This is a genomic window from Gordonia aichiensis NBRC 108223, from assembly GCF_000332975.1.
GTDB lineage: Bacteria > Actinomycetota > Actinomycetes > Mycobacteriales > Mycobacteriaceae > Gordonia > Gordonia aichiensis.
Genome location: NZ_BANR01000004.1, coordinates 231,152 through 256,644, shown reverse-complemented (window position 1 = coordinate 256,644; position 25,493 = coordinate 231,152). Strand labels below are relative to the sequence as shown.

The following is a 25,493-nucleotide window of genomic DNA, read 5'->3' as shown; positions in this document are numbered from 1 at the left end:
ACCGATCTCACCGTCCCGACCTAGCACTCACGATCCGTGAGTGCCAAGGTCCGTTTTAGCACTCGACCCGGGTGAGTGCAAGGTCGCGAACAGCCTTCGCCGGTCCGCGACGCCGCGAGCTCAGCGCCCGCCGACCAACAGCGGTACCAATAGTTCGTCGTCGGTCCAGCCACCGTGGTGTCCCACCATCCTCGACTCGCCGGGCTCCGCGCCCGGACGTGTCAGCACGGTGCGGTCGCGAGCCACGACGACGAGGTCGCCGATCCGCGGCGCTGTCCGGTCGCCGATCCGTGGCCCGTACCAGTGTTCGGCGAGCACCTGCTCTCGCGGCGCGACCAGCGCGTCGTCGCCGAGAAGCTCGCGCCAGGTGTCCGCAGCCTCGTCGGTGGCGCCGTCGAGCGTGTAGACGTGCCGTACCCGGGCCTCTCCTGCGATGCGTGCGACACCGGATGTGAACGCAGGCTCGGCGTCGAGGTCGATGGACTTTCCCGCGCGCAGCATGCCGTGATCGCCGGTCACGACGAGCGCGACGTCGGAGGGGAGGTCGGTGAGGATGTCGGCCACGAGGGCGTCGACGGTCCGCAGTGCCTCGCACCAGGGGTCCGAGCCCGGTCCGTGGACGTGGCCGGCGGTGTCGAGGTCGGAGAGGTACGCGTAGACGAACCGCGGCCACTGCGAACGGGGAAGCGCGCGCGTCAACGCGGTGGTGATGCCTGTCCGGATCTCGGCGGGCGCCTTCGCCGGAAGATGCTTACCCGCGGTTCCGGACGCGACCGTGGTGAAACCGGTATCCCTGAAGTCGCCCGGCATGACCTGGAACACCCGCACCCCGGATCGTTCGAGCATCGCGAGCGCACCCTCACCACCGGGGCCCACCGCGCTCGGCGGATAGACGTCGTAGGCCGACGGGCCGTCGGCGCTGTCCAAGCTCCAGCGCAGAATGTTGAGCGTGCGTGCGGGACCGTGCCGCCGCGCCGCGGCGTCGGGAACGAAGCTGTACCCGATGATCCCGTGCTCGCCCGCGGGTTCGCCGCGCATCAGACTCGTGATCGACGTCGCTGTCGTCGTCGGGAAGCCCGCGCGCAGTACCGGTCCGCGCAGTGCGGCCAGCGTGGGCGCGAGGTGTGCGTACGCGTCGAGTTGCCGATCGCCGAGCCCGTCGACGAGCAGCAGTACAGCAGAGGCGGCGTCGAGTTCGGGCAGAGTGCCCGATACCCGGCCCGCGTCGACCCCGAGCGCGCGCCCTATCCACGGCAGGAGGTCGGCGAGTGTGTCGGGATACTCACCCCACCGTCCCGGTGGCAGTTCGGTGCTCACGAGCGCAGCAGCCGTACCAGCACACCCGCGGCGTGCGCCTGGGCCGCAGCCTGCGCACCCTCGGCGTCACCCGCCTCGAGGGCCGCGACGAGCCGTCGATGTTCGGTCACCGACAGACGCCTGTTCACATCGTGGCCCCACATGTCGGAGCGGTACAGGTGCGACTGCGTGTCGAGTTTCAGCAATGCGTCGCACAGTGGTTTGTTGCCTGACAGCGATCGCACCGCGGTGTGGAATTCCAGGTCGAGTTGGGCGTCGCGCTTGTGGTCGGCGGGACCCGTGAGCAGATCCTCCTGTGCACGGATGCGCTTCCAGAGATCGTCGATGTCGGCGTAGGTGAGGCGTTCGACGGCCTGGCGGGCAGCCAGGCCGTCGAGCACCTCACGGACCTCGAAGACGTGTCGGAGGCTGTCCTCGTCGAGCACCGCCACCTTCGCGCCGACGCGCGGCGTGTACTCGGCGAGTCCTTCGACGACGAGTTGCTGCACGGCCTCGCGGACCGGGCTCCGCGACACCTCGAGTCGCGCGGCGAGACCCGGCACACTCAATGGGGTACCCGGCGCCATCTGGCCTGCGAAGATCTCGTCGCGCAGCCGGCGCACGACCGACTGTGTCAGCAATGCGCCCTCGCCGCCTGCAACCGTCACGGTCATCGAGCGTAATGCCCTACCGGCCCGAATGCGCCGAGGTCAATCGCTGAGCCTCGCGCTGCGCATCCTTGGGTGCGATGCCCTGCTTCATGCCTGCGAGCTTGGCGTTGATGTTGTCGGCGATGGTGATCGGTGGGTAGCCGGGCTGGTCGGTCCGCGAGCAACCGGGAAGTGTCTCGATGACGGCGTCGTGGTTGCCGTCGAAGAAGAAGGCCGCCGAGCGACGTCGGATGATGCGTCCGTCGACCACCGGCGGGTCGACGCGATGGATGGTCGAGCGCCACCGGTCGTTGGTCCACCGCGCCATCGCGTCGCCGAGATTCACGATCAGCGCGCCGTCTGCGGGTTGCACGTCGTGCCACACACCCTCGTGGTCGAGCACCTGAAGCCCGGGAACCTGGTCGGCCCACAGCACGGTCACGATGCCGAAGTCGGTGTGCGCCCCCATCCCGGTGAGCTCACCGGCGAGTTCGATCTCGCCTTCGGGCAGGGTGTAGTTGTTCATCTTGAGTGCATCGATGGAGTGATCGGTCATCGTGTCGAAGTAGTCGGCAGCGAGGCCGAGCCCTTCTGCGAAGGCGCGCAACAACACTCGCGACACCCCTCGCGCTGCGGCGAACCACTCCTCGACGGCTGGGCGGAAGGTCGCCACCGTATCGTCGGGCCACGTATTGTCGGGATAGCTCGGTTCGGGAAGGCCGTCGGCCGCGTACCACGAGCGCTCGGACCCCACGGTGAACGCCTCGTAGAAGTCGTTCATCTGATTGGCAGCTGCCACACCGAGACTCATACTCAACGATTCGCTCTTGGGCGGGCTGTAGCCTCGGTTCTCGCCGGGACGGGTGTAGTTCTTCTTGACCTCGAGCGGCAACTCGTAGAAGGCGTCGAGTGCTCCGGTGAGCCCGTCGATCACGCGCTGATCGATGCCGTGTCCGATGATCTGCATGAAGCCGACGGTCGTTGCGGCCTCGTCGAGTTGTCGCGCGACCTCGGCACGTTCGTCGGACGTACCCTCCGGATTCACGTACGCGGAAATGTCGATGATGGGAACGCTGAACATGTTTCGACTCTTCTCTGTTGTGGGGCTGCGAGTCAGCGACGACGCGCGACTACCGAATTGAGGACGCTGAACACCGCGAAGACGGCGATGCCGAACAGCGAGGCGAGGACGATCGCGCCGATGAGGTCGTCGGACTGCAGTCGTGCGCGATACACATCGAGCAGGGTTCCGATGCCCGGCTCGCCCTTGGCGAAGAACATGTCGCCGATGATCGCACCGACCACGACGAGCCCCGATGCCGTGCGGAACCCGGTCATCATTGCTGGAAGTGCCGCGGGGAACTCCAGTTTGGTCAGTCGCTGAATGCGGGATGCTTTCGACAGGGTGAACAATTCGTGCATGCCGCGGTCGACGGAGGTGAGTCCGAAGTGCGTGTTGGCGATGATCGGGAAGATCGCGATGATGACGCACACGATGGTCCGCGCGACCATGCCGTAGCCGAACCACAGGCCGATCAGCGGGACGATTGCGAGTACCGGAATGACCTGCAGCACAACGGCCCAGGGATAGATGGCTCGTTCCATCAACGAGCCACGACTCATCAACACGCCGACCGCGACGCCGATCAGCGCGGCGAATACGAATCCGACGAGGCTCACCTTCGCGGTCACCCACAGTGCATCGAGCATCGGGTTGACGTGGGCTTTGTCGAGTAGTGACTTGGTGAGCACCTCATGCGGCGGAGGCAGCAGGAACCTTCGCTGCGGACTCAGGATCACCATGCTGACCAGATACCAGAGGCCGATCGCCACGGCCAGTGACACCGCGGGCGGCACGACCATGCGCAGCACACGCCGCAGTCGGGATCTCGCCGACGACCGATTCGTGCCCGGCGTCGACCCTCCTCCGGTCGACGAGACCGTCGACGAGCGGGCGGCCGACGACTCGGCCGCGGAAGCGCCGACAGCCGGCGATGTCGAATTCTGTGTCGATACAGTCGATGTGATGGTCATCAGACACCTCGGAGGGTTTCGGAGATCGTGGCGACGTACGACGTGAAGGTCGGGTCGAAGCGCACTTCTGGCCGGCGGGGATAGGGCAGGTCGATTCGGATGTCGGCTGCAATACGTCCCGGGCGCGCCGACATCACGATCACACGGTTGGCGAGGAAGACCGCCTCCGACATCGAGTGGGTGATGAACAGTGCGGTGAATCCGCGATCGCCGTAGAGACGCAGCAACTCTGCCTGCATGTCGAGGCGGGTCATCTCGTCGAGAGCACCGAACGGTTCATCGAGGAGCATGACTTCCGGCTCCTTGGTGAGCATGCGCGCCAACGACACTCGCATCTTCATGCCACCCGATAGGGTGCGCGGCAGTTGCTTCTCGAAACCGGTGAGCCCGACCGCATCGATGGCGGTCTGCGCCCGTGTGCGACGAACCGACCGCGAGTCACCGGCGAGTTCTGCGCACAATTCGACGTTGGCCTGCACCGAGCGCCATGGCAAAAGTGTGGGTTCCTGGAAGATCACGCCCACCGAGTCGGTGGCGAGAGCGACGCTTCCTGTCGTCGGCGCCTCGAGTCCCGCGGCCATCCGCAGGAGGGTCGACTTGCCACAGCCGGACGGCCCGACGATCGCGACGAAGTCGCCGCGATCGATGTCGAGGTCGACATCCGCCAGGGCGACGGTGCCGGAGTCGAACTGTTTCGAAACGCCCGACGCCGAGATCATCACACCTTTGGTGAGATGCCTGGCGTCTGCGTCATTGACGGTGTCGATCAGGTTCATGGGTGTATCCATCAGAGCCGGGGCATGTGAGAGTGCCTACATGTAGAGGTGGACGGTATTTCGTAATTTGATTCTTGATTACATGCATTGCGTCGAGGTGTCGTCGCGTAAACAGTGTGTGACATACCTGCAGCGCACCATCGGGTTCTGGCTGATCTGCGCGGTAATAGACGCATGTCAGAAGCTATTTCTGCTGCGTCGGCAGCCGTTTGCGACTTACATGCAGACAACTCGCACTCTTGCGTCGCAGCCCCTACATTTACATGTAATTCAGTCCAACTGGCCGACGTCGTCGGCCTTCGTTCACCGATTCCCAAGCAGGAGATCACCATGTCCCCACGTCCGTCATCACGTGTCTCGTCGACTCGCCGCACGCTGGCCGTGCGCGCCGCCGTCGTCGCGGCGACCGCATCTGCATGTGTTGCAGCGCTCGCGGGCTGTACCGATTCGAGTTCGACCTCGCAGTCGGCGACGTCGCTCCCACCGGCGCCCGCTGAGTTCAACCTGGCGTCGGTGTGCCCGAAAAACGTTGTGGTTCAGCTTCAGTGGCAGCCGCAGTCCGACATGGCAGGCGTGATCGGATTGATGGGTCCCGGTTACAACGTCGACGCCAACCAGAAGTCGGCCACCGGTCCCCTCGTCTACGACGGCAAGGACACCGGCGTCGACATCACCTTGCGTGCAGGCGGTCCCGCCATCGGTTTCCAGTCCGTGCCGTCAGCGATGTACGCCGACGACAGCATCGACCTCGGGCTTGTCCACGGCGACCAACTCGTCTCCGCAGCGGCCAAGCAGCGAGTCGTCGCACTCACACCGCTGCTGCAGTACAACCCGTCGATCCTGATGTGGGATCCCAAGACGCATCCGGAATGGAAGACGATCGCCGACATCGGGAAGTCGAACGCGACCGTTCTCGTGTCCAAGGAGCAGGTGTTCCCGCAGTGGTTGGTCGCCAAGGGGTTGATCAAGCAGAGCCAGCTCGACACCGGATATGACGGCGCACCAGCACGTTTCGTCGGCGACCCTTCCATCGCGCAGCAGGGCTTCGCCAACTCCGAGCCGTACACCTATGAGCACGAGACACCGTCGTGGAACAAGCCCGTCGCCTACGCCATGGTGCGCGACGCAGGCTACGACGTGTATGCGTCGAACGTCAGTGTGCGGCCGGACAAGATGGAAAAGCTCACTCCGTGCCTGCAGAAGCTGGTCCCGATGATCCAGCAGACCGGCAAGAACTACGTGAACTCCCCAGAAGCCATCAACAAGACGATCACCGACTGGGTGTCGCAGGACGTGTCGTTCACTCCGTACAGCGCGGGCGAGGCCGCCTACTCGGCGAAGATCCTCAAGGACAAGGGCGTCATCGGACCCGACACCGCGGGCGTCTGGGGCGGATACGACATGACCAAGGCACAGACGTCCATCGACGAGCTCATCCCTGTGCTGAACAAGTCGGGCTCGGATCTGCCCGCACAGATCCCGGCGACCGAGATCTATTCGACCCAGTTCATCGACACCAAGATCCGCTGAGTCGCGGGAGGATCTGAGCCCGGCAGCGGGAAGTGTTTCGGGAGGCGCGGAGAGACAACTCGATCCGCGCCTCACCGATCCCGATGTCGCGCGCCACGTGGCGGCGATCCACGCGCCGCGGCCGGCACCGGTGATGTGAAACGACCGGATGACCTGGGTTCGCAGTGATCGGTCGCGGGTGGCGTCATTCGGTACGCCGACAGTGCTGACATGTCCGGAATGACCCACCCACTATCCTCTGAGCAATGGAATTCCTGCTGATCATCGTCATCGCGTTGCTGGCGATCATCGTCGTCGTGCTCGTCTTCAACGTCTTGAGTAAACGCAAGCGCGAGCAAGCCGAGCGGGAGGCGCTGTACTCACGGACCTACCAGCCACGCGATCCCTTCTCCTCGGCCGACGATGACGCCGTGCGCGGCGACCCCCGCGGGCTCAAGCCCGGTGACCTCGTCGAGATCCGCGGGGAAACGTACGCGGTCCGGGGGACGCTGAGGCTCTCCCAGGACGGCTTCTCGTGGGCCGAGAACTTCCTCGACACCGGTCTCGGCAACAAGGCGTGGATATCGGTCGAGGACGATCCTGACCTCGAGGTGGTGCTGTGGCGGGAACTGCGCGGCGTGACCGTCACGCCCGGTTCGGCGTATGTCGACCTCGACGGTCGCAGGTACGTCGACGACGAGGCGGGCAATGCCCAGTTCACGTCGTTCGGGACAACCGGGCTGGCCCAGGTCGGTCGAATGCGCTACCACGACTACGAGGCGGGCAACGACCGATTGTCGTTCGAGGACTACGGCAGCGGCTGGGAGTGTGCCCGGGGCGAGGTGCTCTCGCACTCCGAGTATCGCATCTACCCCTCGAACCCCGGTCCGGAGCAGCAGTGAGCCCGTTCACCGATCTCGATGTCGAGTTCTCCGACACGCGGGCCGGACAACTCGGCTTCTCACTGACCGCCGCCCCGCGTGAGCCGCTCGCAACGGCCGACCACACCATCGGGACGCTGACATTCTCGATCCGACTACTCGGCGCCAGCCACCAGATCGTCGTCCACGACGATGCGCACGAGTTGTGCGAGACCGTCGCCTGCCTGCCCGACATCACGACGGCACTGCCGGATAGTTTCCAGACCGACGGCTACGTGTTCTCGTCGCGGGTCATCGAGTGCACACCGAGAGCGATGACCGACATGCTCGGGCAGATCGAGACTGAGATCGAAGGTCACGCGAACGCCGGGCTCCCCGCGCTGCTCGGCCGATTCCCCGGCAGCGCACTCGCGGTGACCGCGGTGACCGGCGATTTCGACGACGACGCGCTCACCTGGCGCACTTGGCACACCTATCCGCAGGCGGGCGAGGTGGTCATCACCTCGAGCCGACTCGACCGCGGCGCATTGGCGGTGCTGTCGTGACCTACCCACCCCAGGGCCCCTACCCCGGTGACGACGGAGCCCAGGATCCGCGCCGGGGCGGCCACGGGTCCGGCCACGGACAGGGCGGCCAAGGACACGGCGGCCAAGGGTTCGGCCAGCAGCCACGCGGCGGATATCCGGGCGGTCAACATCCCGGCGGCGGACATCCGGGAGGTTCGTCTGGTGGGGAACAGCCGACTGGCGCGGGAAAGCCCGACCCGGCGAGGTCGATGCGGCGGGTCCGCAACGTCATCATCGCTGTGATCGTGCTCGCCGCGTTGATCGCACTCGGATCATGCGGGCTGAGCGCACTCCGGGGATCGTCCGGTGGTGACGCGCGCGCATACGTGACATCCCACTACCAGCGCCAGAGTTCGCTGGACGAGTCCGACGTCGACGCATACATCGCCGACGGCGACCCGGCGAGTGTCTCCGCGCAACTCGCCTCCGCGCAGAACCCCACCGATCAGCGAGCAGGCGACTCCGGCGGCGCCGGCAACATCGCGGGCACACAGTTCCTGCAGTACCCCGGCTACCTCATCGGCCTTTTCCCTTATGCCGCAGGCAAAACGAAAGTGATGGTCAGTCGCGACTACCGCTCGGGCTACAACCACTATCACAGCTACGTCGGCGGCTTCTGGGTCCCCACCCCCGACTTCTCGGGATCGGGCAGCTCCAACCGCGGCGGCGGCAGCGGCACCGGAAAGTAGCTTCGTCTCGACAATAGCTTCGTCTCGACAATAGCTTCGTCTCGACAATGGCATTCTCGCCAGAGCAACCAGCAGATACGGGAGTACACATATGACCTCGGCCCACACGATTGCGACCAACGCATATTCCGCCGCCGCATATGCGGGCGTCGGGGTGCTGTTGATGTTGATCTCCTTCGCGGTCATCGACGTCTTGACGCCAGGTGATCTGCGCCGCCAGTTGTGGGTCGACCGCAACCGCAACGCGGGGATCCTGGTCGGCTCCAACCTGATCGCGGTCGCGATCATCGTTGCCGCCGCGATCGCGGCAAGCGAAGGACGACTCGGCACCGGCCTCTTGTACACGATCATCTACACGCTGATCGGCCTTGCAGTGATGTGCGTGGCATTCTTCATCATCGATTTGTTCACTCCCGGCAAGCTCGGAGAGATCGTGATCGGCGCCGAGAGCCATCCGGCGGTCTGGGTTCAGGCAGTGTTCCACGTCGGCATCGCTGTGATCGTGGCCGCCGCGATACTGTGACCTCCATCGACGCGGGGAACGCTCCGGCTGACGACGACGCCACGGTCCGCTCGCGGCTCGCCCGTGTCGGCCTGCTCGCCGTCGTGTTCGTCTGTGCGGCTTGTGGTCTGGTGTACGAGCTGGCGCTGGTGTCGCTCGGTTCGTACCTGATCGGCAACACGGCCACCCAGGCGTCGATCGTGCTGGCGGTCATGGTCTTCGCGATGGGCATCGGCTCACTGGCCGCCAAACCTCTGCAGAGGTACGCCGTCACTGCGTTCGCGGCGATCGAACTCGCGCTCGCACTGCTGGGCGGGTTGTCGGTGCTCGCACTGTACGCGGCATTCGCCTACCTCTCGCTGTACACCCAGGCACTGGTCGTCGTCGCCTTCATCCTGGGATTGCTCATCGGTGCCGAGATACCACTCCTGATGGTGTTGCTGCAGCGTATTCGCAAGCAGGAGGCCGGTTCTGCGGTCGCCGACCTGTTCGCTGCCGACTACATCGGTGCGCTCATCGGCGGCCTCTGCTTCCCCTTCGTATTGCTCCCGATCTTCGGGCAGCTGCGCGGAGCCATCGTGGTCGGCCTCGTCAACGCCGTAGCCGGCTGCTTCCTGGTCTTCGTCATGTTCCGGAAGTCGCTGAGCCGCATGGGGTTCGCAGCACTCGGTGCGGCGGCCGTTGCGGTGATCGCCGTGTTGATCGCGACTCTCGTCTACGCCGACCGCTTCGAGGTGACCGCACGCCAGGCGATGTACCGCGACCCGATCGTCGCCGCCGAGCGTACGCAGTATCAGGACATCGTGATCACCGAGCGACGGATCGGCTCCGGGCGCGACACCAGGCTGTACCTCAACGGAGACCTGCAGTTCGCGTCGAGTGACGAGTACCGCTATCACGAGGCGCTGGTCCATCCCGCCATGGCTGACGCGGTGACGCGGAGCACTGACGGAAGCGCAGCACCGCCGTCGGTACTCGTTCTCGGCGGCGGTGACGGTCTCGCGCTGCGGGAAGTGTTGCGATATCGCGATGTTCGGCCCACGCTCGTCGAACTCGATCCGGCGATGATCAATCTTGCGCGCACCGATTCCAGGCTGCGCGAGTTGAATCGCGACTCGATGAACGACCCGCGCGCGACCATCGTCACCGCCGATGCCTTCACCTGGCTGAGGCAGCAACACCAGCGCTACGACGTCATCGTCGTCGACATGCCCGACGCGGACGAATCGGCAACGGCCAAGCTCTATTCGACCGAGTTCTACTCACTCGTGAAAGCCCATTCCGCTCCCGGCGGGCGCATCGTCGTGCAATCCGGTTCGCCGTACTTCGCCCCGAAGTCCTACTGGTGCATCGGGTCGACGCTACGCTCGGCGGGACTCGCGGTGACGCCGTATCACGTCGACGTACCGTCATTCGGCGACTGGGGATTCTTCCTTGCCGGTGACGGGGCACCACCTCGGCTGCACCTGAGCGCACCGGGGCCGATGCGATTCCTCAGTGAGTCGGAGCTGTCGGCCGCTGCGGTGTTCCCGCTGGACCGACCCCCGCTCGACATGCCGCCGTCGACGCTGATGGATCCACGGATTCTCCGGTACGCCCAGGGCGAATGGGCCACGTACTGAGTCTGGGCCACATACTGAGACCGGGCCAAGTGCTGAGACCGGTCCAAGTACTGAGTCGAGGGGCTACCGCGGGTCGACGAAGATGTCGTATTCGATGGGGTCCTGTCCGCCGTACACCGAGAAGTCGGTGACGCCCGCCTCCGACAACACCTCGACGTCGAGGTAGCAGCGGCCCGTCGTCGTGGAGTCCTGTGCGAGCACGGCGACGGCGGCGTCAGCCATGATCTGCGGTGATCGCGAGTGCGCGACCGCTTCGTCGCCACCGAGCAGGTTACGAACCGCTGCCGTGGCGATGGTCGATTCCGGCCACAAGCAGTTGCTCGCGACGGCGGCGTCGGCGTATTCGGCTGCGACACCGAGGGCCGCGAGCGTCATCCCGTACTTGGCCAGCATGTACCCCGGGTGCTTGCCGAGCCACTCGGTGCTCATGTTCAGTGGCGGTGACAAGGTGAGTACGTGCGCGTTCGGTGACTTCCGTAGGTACGGAAGGCACTTCTGGGTGAGCAGAAAGGTCCCACGCACGTTGACCTGCTGCATCAGATCGAACCGCGACATCGGCAGTTCTTCGGTGGCCGTCAGGTTCAGCACGCTCGCGTTGTTGATGCAGATGTCGACGCCGCCGTAGGTGTCGACCGCAGTCTGCACGGCGCGTGCGACGTCGTCCTCGTTGCGGACATCGCCCACCACACCCGTCGCCGTTCCGCCTGCAGCCTCGATCTCGTCGACGGCCGTGTGGATCGTGCCGGGAAGTTTGGGATGTGGGGAGTCGGTCTTGGCCAGCAAGACGACGTTGGCGCCGCGTGCACCGAGCGCGGTGGCGATCGCGAGACCGATCCCGCGGCTACCGCCCGAGATGACCGCGGTGCGCCCGGCGAATGTCTGCTCGGTCCCTGTAGACGTTTCTGTGGCCACCGTGGCCCCTCTCCTGTGTATCGATTCCGCGGGTCGACGCTTGCATGTCGCAAGTGCACTGCGCGCGTGAAAGATGTTGTGCGCCCTGCACAATCACACCCGAGGCCAGCTCGAGCATGGCATGCTTCGCCCGAGAGCAGGTTCGCACATCCTTCGGCGAAGGTCAAGACCGAGCGCTCGGTCGGGTCGCACTCACCGGAGCGCTCAACCCAGGTACGTCAGACGATCAACGAAGCTCCCGACGCATCAGCTTTCCTGTCGCCGTGCGCGGCAGTTCGCCGACGAGGTCGATCTCGCGCGGATACTTGAACGCAGCAAGACGCTCCCGCGCGTAGTCGATGAGAGCACTCTCGGTCACCGCGTCCGGCGCGGTGAGCACCACGAACGCCTTCACCGATTCGCCACGATAGTCGTCCGGGATACCAACGACCGCTGCGTCGATGACCGCGGGGTGACCGCACAGTACGCGCTCGACCTCGGTGGGCCAGACCTTGTAACCGGATGCGTTGATGATTTCACTCTGCCGGTCGATCACGTAGAACCATCCGTCGCAGTCCATGAAGCCCACGTCGCCGGTACGTAATTCGGCACCGACGAATACCTCCGCCGTCGCCTCAGGGTTGCGCCAATAGCCATCGCAGACTTGGGGGCCGGTGACGACGAACTGGCCGATCTCACCTACGGGGACATCTCGGCCGGCGTCGTCGACCACGCGTACCACGGTGTCGAACACGGGCAGCCCGACCGACATCACCCCCGTTTCTTCGTCGACTGGTGCGACGAGGTTCGGCGGAATCATGTGGGTCGGCGACGTCGATTCGGTCAGTCCGTACACGTTCTGAATCCGACCTCCGAGCCGCTCGCTGAGCCGCTCAGCGACATCGGGGTCGATAGGGGCGCCCCCCGACAGGCAATAGCGCAGGCATCTCATTTCCTCGGGTGTAATCGACGACTCGTCCGCCAACGCGATGAACGCAGTGATCACCGCGACGGTGAACCCCGGCTTCCAGTAACGGATCGCATCGGCGATCACTTCCGGGTGGAACCGATGCGTGAGCACCAAAGGCGCCCCCGACAAGATCGAGAGCATCGCCCCACCGATGAGGCCGGTCACATGAAAGAGCGGAGAGGCCGCCAGAATCGGTGACGCGCCGCTCATGGCCGTCCACTCGTAATAGGTCTGTGCGCTGAACGTGAGATTCGCGTGAGTGAGCCGAGCGCCCTTGGGAGGTCCCGTCGTTCCCGAAGTCGCCAACAGCACCGCAGTGTCGCGCGGACCGTTCGGCCTGCGAGCAAGCGTCGAACAGTCCACCTGCTCGACGATCGCGCGCACCGAGATCGTGTCTGCTACGGCACACCTACGAACCCCGGCGAACAAGCGAGGGTCCGGTTTGTCTACACCGTCGAGTGCCGAGGCGGTGAGGACCACGCGCACGCCAAGGTCCTCACGCAGCAACGGACCTCGCAACTTGTCGACGTATACGTCATCGAGCGCTATCAGCGCAGTCGGCACATAATCGCGAAGTCGTGCCACGAGTTCATCGCTTGTGGAGACAGGACTGATCACCGCGGCTATTCCGCCTGCCTTCCACGCCGCGATCAGCGCGATCACGAACGCCGGGTTGTTCTGGAGGATGATCGCCATCCGGTCGCCGGGCCGGAAGTCTCGCGAGATGAGGAGCGCCGCAACGGTGTCCGTCGCACGGTCTAGCTCCAACCACGTCATCGTGGAGCCGAAGTACGCGAGGGCGATGTCGTCGGGGCGCGCGCTGACGGTCGCAGCCAGCATGCTCAACGGCGTGCCGTGATCGATGTGTACGTGCGCCGTCCGACCGGGCGGGTAGTGGGCCAGCCATGGGCGTGCGTCGTATGGGCCGATCCCGTGGTCGGCCGAGTCTTCCGAGCAGTGCAATGTCATCGCGTCATGAGTGTACGAACTCGCAGGTGGACAGGGAGACGAAATGACCGCGGGACTAGTGGTTTCTCGGCTAGCGTGTTCAGGGTGACTGAACACGGCGATGTGGGCGCTGCCATCCGGCGTACCCGTGCGCACGCCGGCATGACGTTGCGGCAACTGGCCACAGCACTCGGTGTGAGTGTGGGGACCATGAGTGCCATCGAGAATGGAAAGGTCTCGGTCACCGTCGAGCGTCTGAACGCGATTGCGCGATCACTCGACATACCGGCGGGCACGCTACTCGAGTGCGACACACCTGCCCGAGCGTCAGCACGAACACCGTCGACCGACTCGTCGGCCCAGTGGCGACACTTCGACCGCCTCGATCTCGACCCCGTGCTGGGCGCTGCCGTCGAGGTGTTCATGGAAACGGGCTATCACGGTGCAACCATGCGCTCGGTTGCAACCGCTGCGGGTATCAGCGTGGCGGGCATCTATCACCATCACCGCAGTAAGCAGCGGCTCCTTGTCGCCCTGTTCGACGCGACGATGGCGGAAATCAGCTGGAGGATGGCTGCAGCAGCAGCCGAAGGACGTTCTCCCGCTGAGAATTTCGCCTTGATGGTCGAGGCTCTTGCGCTGTGCCACACCGAACGTCGAGACCTCACCTTCATCGCCGCGACGGAGATGCGCAGTCTCGAAGAACCCGACCGCTCGCGGATCGCCAACATGCGCAGGCAGATACAACAAGACCTCGACCACGTGGCGGCCCGCGCGGTCGCCGAGGGCAGCTTCCTCACCGCAACACCACACAACACCGGTCGCGCGATCGCAACCATGTGCATGGCGCTGCCGTATTGGTACTCGCCGAACGGGCCACAGTCCCCGGCTCAGGTGGCAGCGGAGTACGCAGATCTGGCGCTCGTGATGATGGGACACAGAGTTCAGTCCAGCTGAACACGTGACTGACCGCCCGTCACGGCCCCGGCTTCGCGGGAAAACAGGGGTTGACGAGCTGGGTCGGGATCTGTGATCCTCATCTCACTGAACTGATACCGAACGATCGCTCGGACAGTTCAGCGACGTGACATCAACTCTGGAGGTAGCTGACTCATGACCACCGTTCCGCAGGTTCCCGAACTCACCGAACTCCTCGACGGCGCCCCATCCAACTGGGGCAAGTGGGGGCCCGAGGACGAAGTGGGCAGCCTGAACTATCTGACGACCGATCAGGTACTCGCGGGCGCGGCTCTCATCAGAAGGGGCGCGCTGTTCACGCTGCAGCGACTGATCGGCGATCCCGCAGGCGACCCGGTATGGCCTGGCCGCGCGCCGGCCACCACGGAGATGATCCTCGACGAATCCCATTGGGACGAGGGTGGCGACGGTCCGGCCTTCCCCGGCGGCCTGCACTACGCCGACGACAAGATCAATGCCTTCCTCCAGGGCTCCACGCAGTATGACGCCCTCGGCCACGTCTGGTACGGCGGCCAGATCTGGAACGGCTACGACGCCCGAACGACCGTCGGCGGACTCGACAAGGCAAGCGTCGAACCCATCGCCGAACGCGGCGTCGCCGGACGTGCGGTACTACTCGATATGGCACGGTACCGCGGAGTCGACTACCTCGGTGCACGCGAGACCTTCGACCACACAGATCTCGAGAAGTGCGCACAAGCCCAAGGGATCGAGATCACTCCACGCGACATTCTGATCATTCGCACCAACCACCTAGCACTGTTCTTCGAGGAGGGCGACAAGTTCTACGACGACTTCTGCGAGCCGGGTCTGGTTTACTCTCGCGAGTTGGTGGAATGGTTCCAGGAGAAGGAGATCCCGAACCTGGTGACTGACACGATCGCCAACGAGATCACCACCGACCCCCACAACGGCGCAGCCCTTGTCCTCCACAACGCACTCATGCGCAATCTGGGAATCGCGTTCACCGAGATCTGCGACCTCGAGAAGCTTGCCGACGACTGCGCGCAGGACGGCGTCTACGAGTTCTTTTACGTCGCAGCACCTTTGAAGATCCACAACGCATCGGGCGCACCGGTCAACCCCGTGGTGATCAAGTGACGACACAGACGTATACGGACAAGCCCTGGCAATCGCTGTATCCCGATGGCACGCCGACGACAATCGATCAGGAATACCCCACCGGACTCGACGTGTTCGATGCCGCCGTTCGATCCGCCCCGGATGATCCGTTCCTGTACTACTTTGACGGGACGTTGACCTTCGGCGACGTCGACAGAGCATCTCGCGCACTCGCAGTCACACTGCGGGAGCGAGGTTTTCGCGACGGTAGCCGTCTCGCTCTCTACGTACAGAACAACCCGGCATTCGTGATCGGACTCATCGCATCGTGGCGTGCGGGTGGAGCTGCGGTCGCAATCAATCCGATGAACAAGGCTCGCGAGCTCACCTACTTGCTCGCAGATTCGGGCGCCGTCGCCCTGCTGACTCTCGGCGACCTGTACGACGAGGTGGCACGAGACGTGATCGACAGCGGTGCCACGGAGGTGACCACGGTGATCACGTGCTCCGAACTGGATTTTCAAACCCGCGACGATCAGCGGCTGTTCGCCGGACTCACGCGCCGCACGTTCGAGACCACGATCGATCTCGTCGAGATCATCGACACGAGCATCGACGCCGATCTCCCACCGGCGCACCCCGACCCCGACGATGTCGCGGTCCTGGCGTACACGTCTGGCACCACGGGGGAGCCCAAGGGCGCGATGAACACACACCGAAATCTTGCGTTCAACGCACAGACCTATCGCGACTGGACGGGGTTGAAACCCGGAGAAGCAATCCTCGGGGTGGCCCCGCTGTTCCACATCACCGGACTCATCGGTCATGTCATGTTCGCGATGATCTCGCGGTCTGGGCTCGTACTCGCGCATCGCTTCGAACCTGCGGTGATGCTCGATGCCATCCGTGAACGCAGGCCGGTGTTCACGGTTGCAGCGATCACCGCGTTCAATGCGCTCGCGTCGGCGCAAGGAGCGACGCCCGAGGACTTCGCGAGTCTACGAGTTCTCTATTCGGGTGGTGCGCCCATCGCCCCGGCCGTCGCCGACCGTCTCGAGGGCATCTTCGGCGCCTACATTCACAATATCTACGGCCTGACAGAGACCAACTCCCCCTCGCACGGTGTGCCTTTCGGAGTACGAGCACCCGTCGACCCCGAATCGGGCGCATTGTCGGTGGGTGTGCCGGTCTTCAACACGGTTGTACGCGTCGTCGACGACAACGGCGACGACGTACCCGTCGGTGAGGTCGGCGAGTTCGTCACGACAGGACCGCAGGTGGTTCGTGGGTACTGGAACAAGCCCGAGGCGACAGCCAAGTCGATTCCCGAGGGGTCGCTGTACACCGGCGACGTCGGCTTCATGGATTCCGACGGCTGGTTCTACCTCGTCGACCGCAAGAAGGACATGATCAACGCCGCCGGATACAAGGTGTGGCCACGCGAGGTCGAAGACGTGCTCTACACCCATCCTGCTGTCCGCGAGGTCGCGGTCGTCGGCGTGCCCGACGAGTATCGCGGCGAGACGGTCAAGGCCTACGTCTCTGTTCGAGAGGGTCACTCAGTGACGCCGCAGGACCTGATCGCCTATGCCAAGGAGCAGATGGCGGCGTACAAGTACCCACGGATGATCGAGATCGTCGAGGACCTCCCGAAGACAGTCACCGGGAAGATTCTGCGTCGAGAGTTGCGCGCTCAGAACTGAGTCTCGCGTAGACATTTCACGCACCGTGAAGTTCTCACGAGGGCGGGTCCGGCACCACGGCCCCGCCCTCGTGGATTCTGCGCCCCTTGCACACGTCACCAGCTCACCGCAGCGACCCGCCGGAAGTTTCCGCCGAGCACTGCTGCGACGTCGGTGTCGGCCCACCCCCGCCCCGACAGGTGGGCTCCAAGAGTGACGAACACTTCCGGTGCCATCCATTCGATCGGACCCCAGCGGGTGTACGAATCGTCGAACGAGTCCGGGTGGTCACGAATCTCGGCGAGAAAGTCGTCGGCGTCGAAGGAGTGATCGGTACTGACGCCGACGTGGTCGATCCCGACCAGTTCGACGGCGTATTCGAGGTGCCGTGTCATGGCGTCGAGTGTCGGAGTGTTGGGGCCGAGGAAGATCCCGACACCGGTGATACCGACGACACCTCCAGTGCGTGCGCATTCGCGCGCCTGCTCGTCGGTGATGTTGCGCGGGTGCTCCCACACCGACCGCATGCACGAGTGGCTGTAGATGACGGGTTTGGCCGACACCTCACAGAGTTCGAGACCGGTGCGCGCACTGCAATGCGATCCATCGGGAACCATTCCTGCGGAGTTCATTTCACGCACCAGCAGGCGACCCCACGATGTCAGTCCGGTATCGGTGACGTCCAGGCAGCCGCAACCGGCGGCATTCGCGTGGTTGTAGGTGGGCAACATGGTGCGTACACCGAGTTCGACGAAGCGGTGCACGTTGTCGAGGTCTCCGTCGAGGGGATTCGAGTCCTCGAGGTCGAAGCCGATCGCGATCTGCCCGCGCTCACCCGCCGCGTCGATGTCATGGAGAGTCGTGGCGACCGCCAGTCCGGGGTGAGCCGAGATATGAGACGTGAAGTGCGCCAACAGGTTCGTCGAGTCAACAAAGGTCTGCGGTGCATATCCGACGTTGACCGAGACGTACGTCGGCCCCGAACGGGCGAATCTCGTCAGGTACCCGACATCGGCGTCGGGCTGCAACGGCAGGCACGCGTGCTGGTCCCAGAGCAAGGCCATCCGAATCCTTTCTGATCACATACCGATCTCCCGCACACCGAGCGCGGCATCGACGAGAATGGTCGCATGTACACGTTTTGGAACGGCGCGGTGTGACTCGTCAGTCATCGCCCGTCAGTGCGTGCTGTTGCGCAATGGGTGAATTCGCTCAGGAGTCCTGGATTCGGGCGAACGGGCGGGCCGCCTCGAGTTGGTACGCCAACTCGAGCAGGGTGCGCTCGTCGCCGAGGTCCGCGCAGAAGTGCACACCGATGGGCATACCTGAGGATGACTGCGCCAGCGGCAGACTGACGGCGGGCGTGCCGGAGGTGTTGTTGATGGGGGTGAACGAGACGTAGCGTATGAGCCGATCGAAGATGACGTCGAATTCGCCTGCGGGATCGAGGTATCCGATCTCGGGGGTGGTGTGCGCCAGTGTCGGGGTCAGCACGACGTCGAAGCGGGTGAACATGTCACGGAACACTGCGGTCGATCGTTTCAAAGCGCGGATCATCGACGGGGTGTGCCACATCCGACGCAGGTACTTCCGGGAGAGTCCGAGCGTGAACGCGTCGAGCTTCCTACGGTCGAACTCCTTGCCGTAGGAACGTTTTCCGAAGTGGTCGATGAAGAACGCCAGCAGCGCCCAGTACTCGGTGAAGTCGTCGACGTAGCGTCTGTCGACCGGCACCGGCACATGCTCGACACCGTGACCGAGTGACTCCAGCAGTTCGGCGACGCCCGCAACGGCGGTCTCCGTGTCGCGGTCGAGGAGTTGGCCGGTGATCGGCTCGGTCATCATCGCGATGCGCAGGCGACGACGGATGGGGGTGTCGGCCAGTCCGATCGCCGGAAGATTCTGTGCAGGATGGAACTTCTCGGCATCGGCGAGGAAGTGCGCGGTATCCCGAACCGACCGGCTCACGATTCCGTTGGCGATGAGATCGATGGGCATCTGCTCGGATTCCGCCGTCAACAACAGACGACCACGGCTCGGCTTGAACCCCACCAGGCCGCATGCCGCCGCGGGTATACGGATCGAACCGCCGCCGTCGTTCGCGTGCGCGATCGGCAACGCCCCCGCGGCGACGAGCGCTGCCGATCCTCCCGACGACGCACCGCAGGAGAAGTCGGTGTCCCACGGGTTGCGCGTCGGCTCCCTGTCGACGAATTCGGTTGTCGCGGTGAGTCCGAACGCGGGAAGCGTGGAGGCTCCGACGATGTTGACGCCGGTCGAACAGAACTGTTCGAGGAGCGGCTCGGTCTCGGTTTCCGGCCGGTTGGGGGTCGCGGCTGAACCGTTGCGCGTCGGTATCCCTGCAAATCCGGTGTTGTTCTTCACGATCGAGGGAACACCGGCGAAGGAGCACATTCCGAAGTCGACATCGACGGCGCGCTTGCGGGCGCGCTCACGGTCGTCGAAGGCGACCGCATTGAGCACCGGGTTCACCGAGTCGATGCGATCGAGCGCGGCGTCGACCGCTTCGAGCGCCGAGATCTCACCTGCGGCGATGGCCGCACCGATCCCTACTCCATCGAGGTCGCCCAGTGCGTCGTCGCGAAAGGCATGTACGTGCTGCATGGCCGAAGCCTAGCCATTGCGAACCGGACAAGGGCAGAACCGGTCGAACCGGTCAGATAGATGTACTCACCGCACCATCGCCATGACGTCTCCGGCGAGATCGGTGGCGTAATCATCGTCGATCGGAAGCGCGAAGACCGCATGGTGATAGAGCGGGGCGATGATGTGGTCGAGCACCTGCCGCACACTGGGCACCCGCTCGCCGCGCGCAGCGGCGCGCTCGATCATCTGTGTCGCCTGCTCCCGCCTGATCTCCCAGCACGGGCACGCCTCGACGATGCCATCGCGCGCCGAGGCCATCGCGCGCAGATAGGCACGGCGCTTCGGTCGAGCGATGTCGAAGGCGATGATCCGTGACCAGTCGCCGAGATCGTCGGCGAGCACACCATGATCAGGCAGGTCCTCCCCCTGCGTCAGCGCAGCCACCGCGACCTCCCCGAGCAGATCACCGATCGTCCCCCACCTCCGGTAGATGCTGGTGGGATTGACTCCCGCGAGCTCTGCGACCTGCGGGATGGTCATCGTCTCGCGCTCACCGGCACCGACGAGCTGGCCGACCGCCGTGAACACTGCACTCTGCACACGAGCACTTCGTCCGCCCGGTCGCTTGGCGTGCGACCGGGAGACCGCCGGGGCGGCCGCCGACGGCCCGTTGTCCGCTGCGGAGGGTTCGGTTGCCTGCGACGTTCCAGCCATGCCACCATTATTGCAAATCACGTTGCTTTTATGACAGGTCGCGCATACATTAACCTTAATGCAATCGAATTTGCTTTAGGAGGCAACGTCGTGACAGCAACGCTGGAGACCCCCTCACGTCGGCGTCGCGGCACCAGGCCTCTGCACCCGCATCGCGCGTTCTGGATCGTGACCGCCACGATGATCACGGTGCTGTTCGCCTCAGCGGCCCCCTCGCCGTTGTATCCCGTGTACCAGCAGTTGTGGGGATTCTCGCCGTTCACTCTGACCGTGGTGTTCGCGGTCTACGTCGCGACCATGCTCGTCAGCCTGCTCACCGTGGGGTCGTTGTCCGACCACATCGGTCGACGGCCCGTGCTTGCGGCAGCGCTCGTCCTGCTGATCGCCAGCATGGTGCTCTTCGTCGTGGCCGACAGCGTCGGCCTCCTGATCGCCGCACGTGCTCTGCAGGGCCTGGCCACGGGTGCAGCGATCGGCACGCTCACCGCGACCGTCGTCGACATGCAGCCATCGCAACGTCTCGGCTCTGCGATCACCGGCGCCGGACCGACCGTCGGACTCGCGGGCGGTGTCGTCATCGCCGGCGTGCTGGTCCAGTACGCACCCGCGCCACGATTCCTCGTCTACGAGGTCACGCTGGCCGTGTTCGCGATCCTGCTGGTCGCGCTGCTGATCGTGCCGGAGACATCCGAGCGCGTCGGCTTCGACTCCCGCCGCCACGTCTGGCGGACGCTCGCGCCGCAGGCATCGGTGCCGTCGGCTCTGCAGAGATTGTTCGTCACTGCAATTCCGGCATTCGTGGCGACCTGGTCGATGGGTGGTCTCTACCTCTCGCTGGGCTCGTCGGTGGTGGCCCGCGTATTCGGTATCGAGAACCACGGCGCGGCGGGCGCGGTCTTGTTCGTCTTCTTCGCCTCTGGAGCACTCACCTCGATGGCGATCACGGGCTGGAACGCCGGCACCAAGCTGACGTACGGGTATCCGGCGCTCGCGTGCGGGGCGGTCATCTCGCTCGCAGGCGTCCTCACCTCGATGCTTCCCCTCTACATCGTCGGATCCATCCTTGCCGGCTCGGGTTTCGCGGGTACGTTCCTCGGTGCACTCGACAACGTCAGCAACCGGACTCCCTCGCATCAGCGGGGGCAGGTCTTCTCCGCTGTCTTCATCACCAGCTACATCGCCTTCAGCGTGCCGGCGGTGATCGCAGGACTCGTGGTGTCGCACATCGGGTTACAGGAAACCGTTGTCTGTTACGTCGCATACGTCCTGGTCGTCACCGTGCTGGGCGCTGCGGTCACCGCGTGGACCCGGCGCAGGGAGGCGCGCGCCGAACCCACTATCGGATAGGGCACGATCCGGCGCCAACTCGCCCGCCCGCACTTTTGCAGGACAGGTGCCACAGGGTAAGACTGGTTACATGCACTTGAAGTTCGATTCAGATGAACAGAAGTTCCGCGAAGAACTCCAGAGCTTCTTCACGACGAAGATCCCCGAGGAGATCCGTCAGCGTGCAGCCGCAGGCGCGCTGAACCTGCCAGACGACATCGTCACCACCCAACGCATCCTCAACGCAGAAGGCCTTGCGACACCGGGCTGGCCGAAGGAGTGGGGTGGTCGCGACTGGACGCCGGTCCAGCGCAACATCTACCACGATCAGCTCAGCCTGAACTTCGTCCCCGATCCCCTGACGTTCAACGTCAACATGGTGGGCCCGGTCATCGCGACCTTCGGATCGCAGGAGATCAAGGAGCGGTTCCTCCCGAAGACCGCCAACCTCGACATCTGGTGGTGCCAGGGATTCTCCGAGCCCGAGGCCGGTTCGGATCTCGCCTCGCTCAAGACCCGGGCGGTCCGCGACGGCGACCACTACATCGTCAACGGCCAGAAGACCTGGACGACCCTCGGCCAGTACGCCGACTGGATCTTCTGCCTCGTGCGCACCGACCCCGACGTCAAGAAGCAGGCGGGCATCAGCTTCCTGCTCATCGATCTGGACACCCCGGGAATCGAGATGCGTCCGATCAAGCTGATCGACGGCAGCGTCGAGGTCAACGAGGTGTTCTTCAACGACGTCAAGGTGCCCGTCGAGAACCTCGTCGGCGAGGAGAACGCAGGGTGGACCTACGCCAAGTTCCTGCTCGGGAACGAGCGCACCGGCATCGCACGCGTCGGCTGGACCAAAACCAAGCTCGCCGAGGCCAAGAAACTCGCCGCCGCGACCACGACCGCACGCGGCACGCTGCTCGACGACCCGCTGTTCGCGGCGCGTCTGGCAGAACTCGAGACCGAACTGCTCGCACTCGAGGTGACGCAACTGCGCGTCGTCGCAGGTTCGGCAGACGGCAAGCCCAACCCCGTTTCGTCGCTGGTCAAGCTGCGCGGCAGCGAACTGCAGCAGTCGGCGACGGAGCTGCTCGCCGATGTCGCCGGTGCGCGTGGACTGGCCGTCGATGCACCCGGCGTCGGAACCCCGGAATGGGCTCAGCTCGCCGTGCCCGAGTACCTCAACTACCGCAAGGTCACCATCTACGGCGGCTCGTCGGAGGTCCAGCGCAGCATCATCTCGTCGTCGATCCTCGGCCTGTAGTCGGCCCGGCAGAACCTGGAGTAACACAATGGATTTCGAGCTCACCGAAGAGCAAGCACTGCTGCGCGACACTGTCCGCAGCGTGTTCAAGAGTTATGACATAGAGAAGATCCGCGCGGTGTCGGAGACCGAGAGCGGATGGTCGCCGTCGATCTGGGCATCGCTTGCCGAGATCGGCATCCTGGGGCTGCCGTTCAGTGAGGACGCCGGCGGAACAGGCGCAGGCCCGGTGGAGGTCAGCGCACTGATGGGCGAGGTGGGCCGCAGCCTGGCGCCGGAGCCGCTCCTGTACGGCGCGCTACTCCCGGGCATCGTCATCGATCGGGTCGCCTCGGGTGATCGCCGGACCAGCCTGCTGACCGAGGTGTCCGAGGGGCGTCTACTGCTCGGCTATGCGCACGCAGAGCCCGAAGATCGTTGGCCCGCAGCCGGAGTCACCACCACCGCCACCGGCTCGAGCGACGGAGTCACCCTCGAGGGAGTCAAGTATCCGGTCCTCGCAGGCGATGTGGCGCAGAAGTTCGTGGTCAGCGCCCGACGTCAGGATGGGACGATCGGTCTCTTCCTCGCCGACTCCGATGCGTCGGGTGTGACCGTTGACGGTTTCCGCACCTACGACGACCGTCGTGGCGCGCGGGTCACGTTCGCAGGGACCCCGGCCATCGAACTCGCCGAAGGCGACCAGTCCGACGCACTCGCCTACGCCGACATTTTCGCTCAAACCGCTCAGTGCGCAGAAGCCGTGGGTGCCATGGAACGTGCGATGGAGTTGACGACCGACTACCTCAAGTCGCGCAAGCAGTTCGGAGTCCCGCTCAAGACGTTCCAGACGCTCACGCAGCGCGCGTCGGACGTGTATGTGGCACTCGAGTTGGCGCGCAGCATGAGCCTGTACGCGACGGCATCTCTCAACGACGGAGTCGACGATCCGTCGGTCTATAGCCGCGCGAAGCTGCAGATCTGCCGCTCCGCGCGCAAGGTCGGCCAGGAGTCCATCCAGATGCACGGCGGCATCGGCATGACCGCGGAATACCCTGTGGGACATTACGTCGCGCGCCTGACGGCCATCTCGCGCACGCTCGGCGACGCCGACGAGCACGTCAGCGCTCTGGCAGACAAGATCGGCGAGTACGAAATGGTGACCGTCAACTGATCTGACGGACACCTGCGGCGTGGGGGTTCACCGATGCGAGTCGGTGAGCCCCCATTCTGCTGCGAGTAGCTGGTGGGAACGCAGCCTGTCGTCGAAATCATGTGTGACACTGGTGATCACGAGCTCATCGGCACCGGTCACCCGCGCCAGCGTGTGGAGTTGTTCGGCAACGGTCGACGGTGCACCGACGAACTGGGTGCGGAGCCGATCGTCGACAGCTGCGCGTTGGTCGACCGTCAGCGGCGGCGCAGTCCCCGGATCCAGATAGGGCTGTGCTCCCCTACCGGTACGGATGTCGTACACCCAATGACCGTAGGTGGACGCGAGCTGCGTGGCGAGCGAGTCATCGTCGGCGACCACCACGTCGGCGGAGACCACCACGTAGGGTTCCGCCAGCCGTGCCGACGGACGGAAGTTGGCGCGATAAGCGTCGACGGCCTCGAGAACCGTTGCGGGACTGACGTGATAGTTCGCGACGAAGGGCAGACCCTCTGCACCGGCGACCTGTGCGCTCTGCCCCTTGCTGCTTCCGAAGACCCAGACCTCGACGTCGGCGTGTTCGCCCGGAACAGCGTGCAGTTCAACCTCGCCGACGCGCAGTCCGCCGTCGAGCAGCGCCAGGATGTCGGAGACCGCGTCTGCGAAGTCGGGCTGTGTGGCGCCCTCGAACTCCAGCGCCTGCGCTGTGGCGGCGATCAACGGAGAGGACAGCATCGCTGCACTCGCAAACGGTTCGGGCAGGAGGAGACCGTCGACCACGCGTTCGGGTTCGCGCGGTAGCGGCGGCCTCGTCGGAGCCGATGTCGCCGCCGCCAGCGCCTCGTGCCGTCGCTGCCCCGACCTCCCGAGACCGAGGTCGAGGCGACCGGGGAACACAGCGTCGATGGTGCCGAACGCCTCGACCACCGACGCGGGGGTGTGGTGGCCGAGCTGGACCGCCGCGCTACCCACGCGGATCGACTCGGTTGCCGCAGCGATCAGCGCGATCAGGGTGGCGGTCGACGACGAGCCGACCGAGACGAAGTGATGCTCGGCGAGCCAGAAGCGTCGATATCCCCATTGCTGCGCGGCCCGCGCGAGCGCGATGCTGCGTCGGACCGCCTCTGCGGGCGTCGACCCCTCGCTCACCGGCGCAAGGTCGAGGACCGAAAGCGGTATCGGTGCAACGCGTTCTGCCGTCATCGGCGGAGTCCCGGTGCCGGCGCGTCGGTTCGGGTGCGCGCCGTGCTCGTACCGCGCCCAGCCGGTTCCAGGTAGATGGCCGCCGACGATTCCGGCGTGAGACCCGCGGCCCCGCGCAACAGCATCTGATGATGCGTGTCGATCATCTGTGACAGCGCGCTCATCTGTGACAACGGGCTCATCTTGGACAACCA

General features: G+C 64.8%; 24 protein-coding genes. 12 read left to right on the top strand and 12 right to left on the bottom strand.

Annotated elements, in window-relative coordinates; genetic code table 11:
- Positions 1-120: 120 nt before the first annotated feature.
- Genes GOACH_RS05810 through GOACH_RS05790 form a run of 5 tightly spaced genes read right to left on the bottom strand, consistent with a single transcriptional unit; the run spans position 121 to position 4,756 of the window.
- Entirely contained in the window at positions 121-1,317 is a 1,197-nt protein-coding gene (locus GOACH_RS05810; protein ID WP_005171975.1) for an alkaline phosphatase family protein, read from the bottom strand.
- Positions 1,314-1,970, bottom strand: a complete 657-nt coding sequence (locus tag GOACH_RS05805) for a GntR family transcriptional regulator (protein ID WP_005171974.1) — start codon at positions 1,968-1,970, stop codon at positions 1,314-1,316. The genes GOACH_RS05810 and GOACH_RS05805 overlap by 4 nt, the downstream gene beginning before the upstream one ends.
- 13 nt (positions 1,971-1,983) lie before the next feature.
- Positions 1,984-3,027 carry an isopenicillin N synthase family dioxygenase gene (locus GOACH_RS05800; protein WP_005171971.1) on the bottom strand — a complete coding sequence of 348 codons (1,044 nt, stop codon included), beginning with the start codon at positions 3,025-3,027 and terminating at the stop codon, positions 1,984-1,986.
- A 32-nt stretch (positions 3,028-3,059) separates the two neighbouring features.
- The gene (locus GOACH_RS05795) at positions 3,060-3,974 is read right to left on the bottom strand and encodes an ABC transporter permease (RefSeq protein WP_373279075.1); all 915 of its coding nucleotides are present in this window, start codon (positions 3,972-3,974) and stop codon (positions 3,060-3,062) included.
- 5 nt (positions 3,975-3,979) lie between these two features.
- Positions 3,980-4,756, bottom strand: a complete 777-nt coding sequence (locus tag GOACH_RS05790; RefSeq protein ID WP_005171962.1) for an ABC transporter ATP-binding protein — start codon at positions 4,754-4,756, stop codon at positions 3,980-3,982.
- A gap of 330 nt (positions 4,757-5,086) precedes the next feature.
- Here GOACH_RS05790 and GOACH_RS05785 point away from each other — a divergent pair, with 330 nt between their 5' ends.
- The 6 genes from GOACH_RS05785 to GOACH_RS05760 all read left to right on the top strand — a co-directional run bounded on the left by GOACH_RS05785 (position 5,087) and on the right by GOACH_RS05760 (position 10,525).
- On the top strand, positions 5,087-6,286 hold the full coding sequence (locus GOACH_RS05785; RefSeq protein WP_005171959.1) for a hypothetical protein: 1,200 nt from the start codon (positions 5,087-5,089) through the stop codon (positions 6,284-6,286).
- 245 nt (positions 6,287-6,531) lie between these two features.
- Entirely contained in the window at positions 6,532-7,167 is a 636-nt protein-coding gene (locus GOACH_RS05780) for a DUF4178 domain-containing protein (protein WP_005171957.1), read from the top strand.
- On the top strand, positions 7,164-7,691 hold the full coding sequence (locus GOACH_RS05775; protein WP_005171955.1) for a DUF2617 family protein: 528 nt from the start codon (positions 7,164-7,166) through the stop codon (positions 7,689-7,691). Before GOACH_RS05780 ends, GOACH_RS05775 begins: the two co-directional genes overlap by 4 nt.
- Positions 7,688-8,401 carry a DUF4247 domain-containing protein gene (locus GOACH_RS05770; RefSeq protein WP_306302283.1) on the top strand — a complete coding sequence of 238 codons (714 nt, stop codon included), beginning with the start codon at positions 7,688-7,690 and terminating at the stop codon, positions 8,399-8,401. Before GOACH_RS05775 ends, GOACH_RS05770 begins: the two co-directional genes overlap by 4 nt.
- 91 nt (positions 8,402-8,492) lie before the next feature.
- The gene (locus tag GOACH_RS05765; protein WP_005171952.1) at positions 8,493-8,924 is read left to right on the top strand and encodes a DUF350 domain-containing protein; all 432 of its coding nucleotides are present in this window, start codon (positions 8,493-8,495) and stop codon (positions 8,922-8,924) included.
- Positions 8,921-10,525 carry a polyamine aminopropyltransferase gene (locus GOACH_RS05760; protein ID WP_005171951.1) on the top strand — a complete coding sequence of 535 codons (1,605 nt, stop codon included), beginning with the start codon at positions 8,921-8,923 and terminating at the stop codon, positions 10,523-10,525. The genes GOACH_RS05765 and GOACH_RS05760 overlap by 4 nt, the downstream gene beginning before the upstream one ends.
- Positions 10,526-10,588: 63 nt before the next feature.
- Here the strand turns inward: GOACH_RS05760 and GOACH_RS05755 are convergent, their stop codons facing one another.
- Positions 10,589-11,437, bottom strand: coding sequence for an SDR family oxidoreductase (locus tag GOACH_RS05755; RefSeq protein WP_005171950.1), 849 nt, complete (start codon positions 11,435-11,437; stop codon positions 10,589-10,591).
- Positions 11,438-11,663: 226 nt separating this feature from the next.
- Positions 11,664-13,355 carry a class I adenylate-forming enzyme family protein gene (locus GOACH_RS05750; RefSeq protein WP_005171947.1) on the bottom strand — a complete coding sequence of 564 codons (1,692 nt, stop codon included), beginning with the start codon at positions 13,353-13,355 and terminating at the stop codon, positions 11,664-11,666.
- An 84-nt stretch (positions 13,356-13,439) separates the two neighbouring features.
- Here GOACH_RS05750 and GOACH_RS05745 point away from each other — a divergent pair, with 84 nt between their 5' ends.
- The 3 genes from GOACH_RS05745 to GOACH_RS05735 all read left to right on the top strand — a co-directional run bounded on the left by GOACH_RS05745 (position 13,440) and on the right by GOACH_RS05735 (position 17,077).
- The gene (locus GOACH_RS05745) at positions 13,440-14,291 is read left to right on the top strand and encodes a TetR-type transcription factor C-terminal domain-containing protein (protein WP_005171944.1); all 852 of its coding nucleotides are present in this window, start codon (positions 13,440-13,442) and stop codon (positions 14,289-14,291) included.
- Between the two features lie 156 nt (positions 14,292-14,447).
- A complete protein-coding gene (locus tag GOACH_RS05740) occupies positions 14,448-15,413 on the top strand; it encodes a cyclase family protein (RefSeq protein WP_005171943.1) in 966 nt (321 codons plus the stop codon).
- On the top strand, positions 15,410-17,077 hold the full coding sequence (locus GOACH_RS05735; RefSeq protein WP_005171941.1) for a class I adenylate-forming enzyme family protein: 1,668 nt from the start codon (positions 15,410-15,412) through the stop codon (positions 17,075-17,077). The genes GOACH_RS05740 and GOACH_RS05735 overlap by 4 nt, the downstream gene beginning before the upstream one ends.
- Before the next feature lie 95 nt (positions 17,078-17,172).
- Here the strand turns inward: GOACH_RS05735 and GOACH_RS05730 are convergent, their stop codons facing one another.
- The 3 genes from GOACH_RS05730 to GOACH_RS05720 form a co-directional block, all read right to left on the bottom strand.
- The gene (locus tag GOACH_RS05730; RefSeq protein WP_005171936.1) at positions 17,173-18,120 is read right to left on the bottom strand and encodes a dipeptidase; all 948 of its coding nucleotides are present in this window, start codon (positions 18,118-18,120) and stop codon (positions 17,173-17,175) included.
- Positions 18,121-18,268: 148 nt separating this feature from the next.
- A complete protein-coding gene (locus GOACH_RS05725) occupies positions 18,269-19,681 on the bottom strand; it encodes an amidase (RefSeq protein WP_005171934.1) in 1,413 nt (470 codons plus the stop codon).
- Positions 19,682-19,747: 66 nt separating this feature from the next.
- Positions 19,748-20,377: a TetR-like C-terminal domain-containing protein gene (locus tag GOACH_RS05720; protein WP_052003919.1), complete on the bottom strand. Its 630-nt coding sequence runs from the start codon at positions 20,375-20,377 to the stop codon at positions 19,748-19,750.
- Between the two features lie 90 nt (positions 20,378-20,467).
- Here GOACH_RS05720 and GOACH_RS05715 point away from each other — a divergent pair, with 90 nt between their 5' ends.
- The 3 genes from GOACH_RS05715 (at position 20,468) to GOACH_RS05705 (ending at position 24,117) form a co-directional block, all read left to right on the top strand.
- Positions 20,468-21,724, top strand: a complete 1,257-nt coding sequence (locus GOACH_RS05715; RefSeq protein ID WP_005171932.1) for an MFS transporter — start codon at positions 20,468-20,470, stop codon at positions 21,722-21,724.
- A gap of 70 nt (positions 21,725-21,794) precedes the next feature.
- Complete coding sequence (locus GOACH_RS05710; protein WP_040517794.1) at positions 21,795-22,964, top strand: acyl-CoA dehydrogenase family protein; 1,170 nt, start codon at positions 21,795-21,797, stop codon at positions 22,962-22,964.
- Between the two features lie 28 nt (positions 22,965-22,992).
- Positions 22,993-24,117 carry an acyl-CoA dehydrogenase family protein gene (locus GOACH_RS05705; protein ID WP_005171928.1) on the top strand — a complete coding sequence of 375 codons (1,125 nt, stop codon included), beginning with the start codon at positions 22,993-22,995 and terminating at the stop codon, positions 24,115-24,117.
- 27 nt (positions 24,118-24,144) lie between these two features.
- Here the strand turns inward: GOACH_RS05705 and GOACH_RS05700 are convergent, their stop codons facing one another.
- Together GOACH_RS05700 and GOACH_RS05695 are read right to left on the bottom strand one after the other, a co-directional pair.
- On the bottom strand, positions 24,145-25,299 hold the full coding sequence (locus tag GOACH_RS05700) for an LLM class flavin-dependent oxidoreductase (protein WP_005171923.1): 1,155 nt from the start codon (positions 25,297-25,299) through the stop codon (positions 24,145-24,147).
- Positions 25,296-25,481 carry a hypothetical protein gene (locus GOACH_RS05695; protein WP_005171919.1) on the bottom strand — a complete coding sequence of 62 codons (186 nt, stop codon included), beginning with the start codon at positions 25,479-25,481 and terminating at the stop codon, positions 25,296-25,298. The genes GOACH_RS05700 and GOACH_RS05695 overlap by 4 nt, the downstream gene beginning before the upstream one ends.
- Positions 25,482-25,493 lie beyond the last annotated feature (12 nt).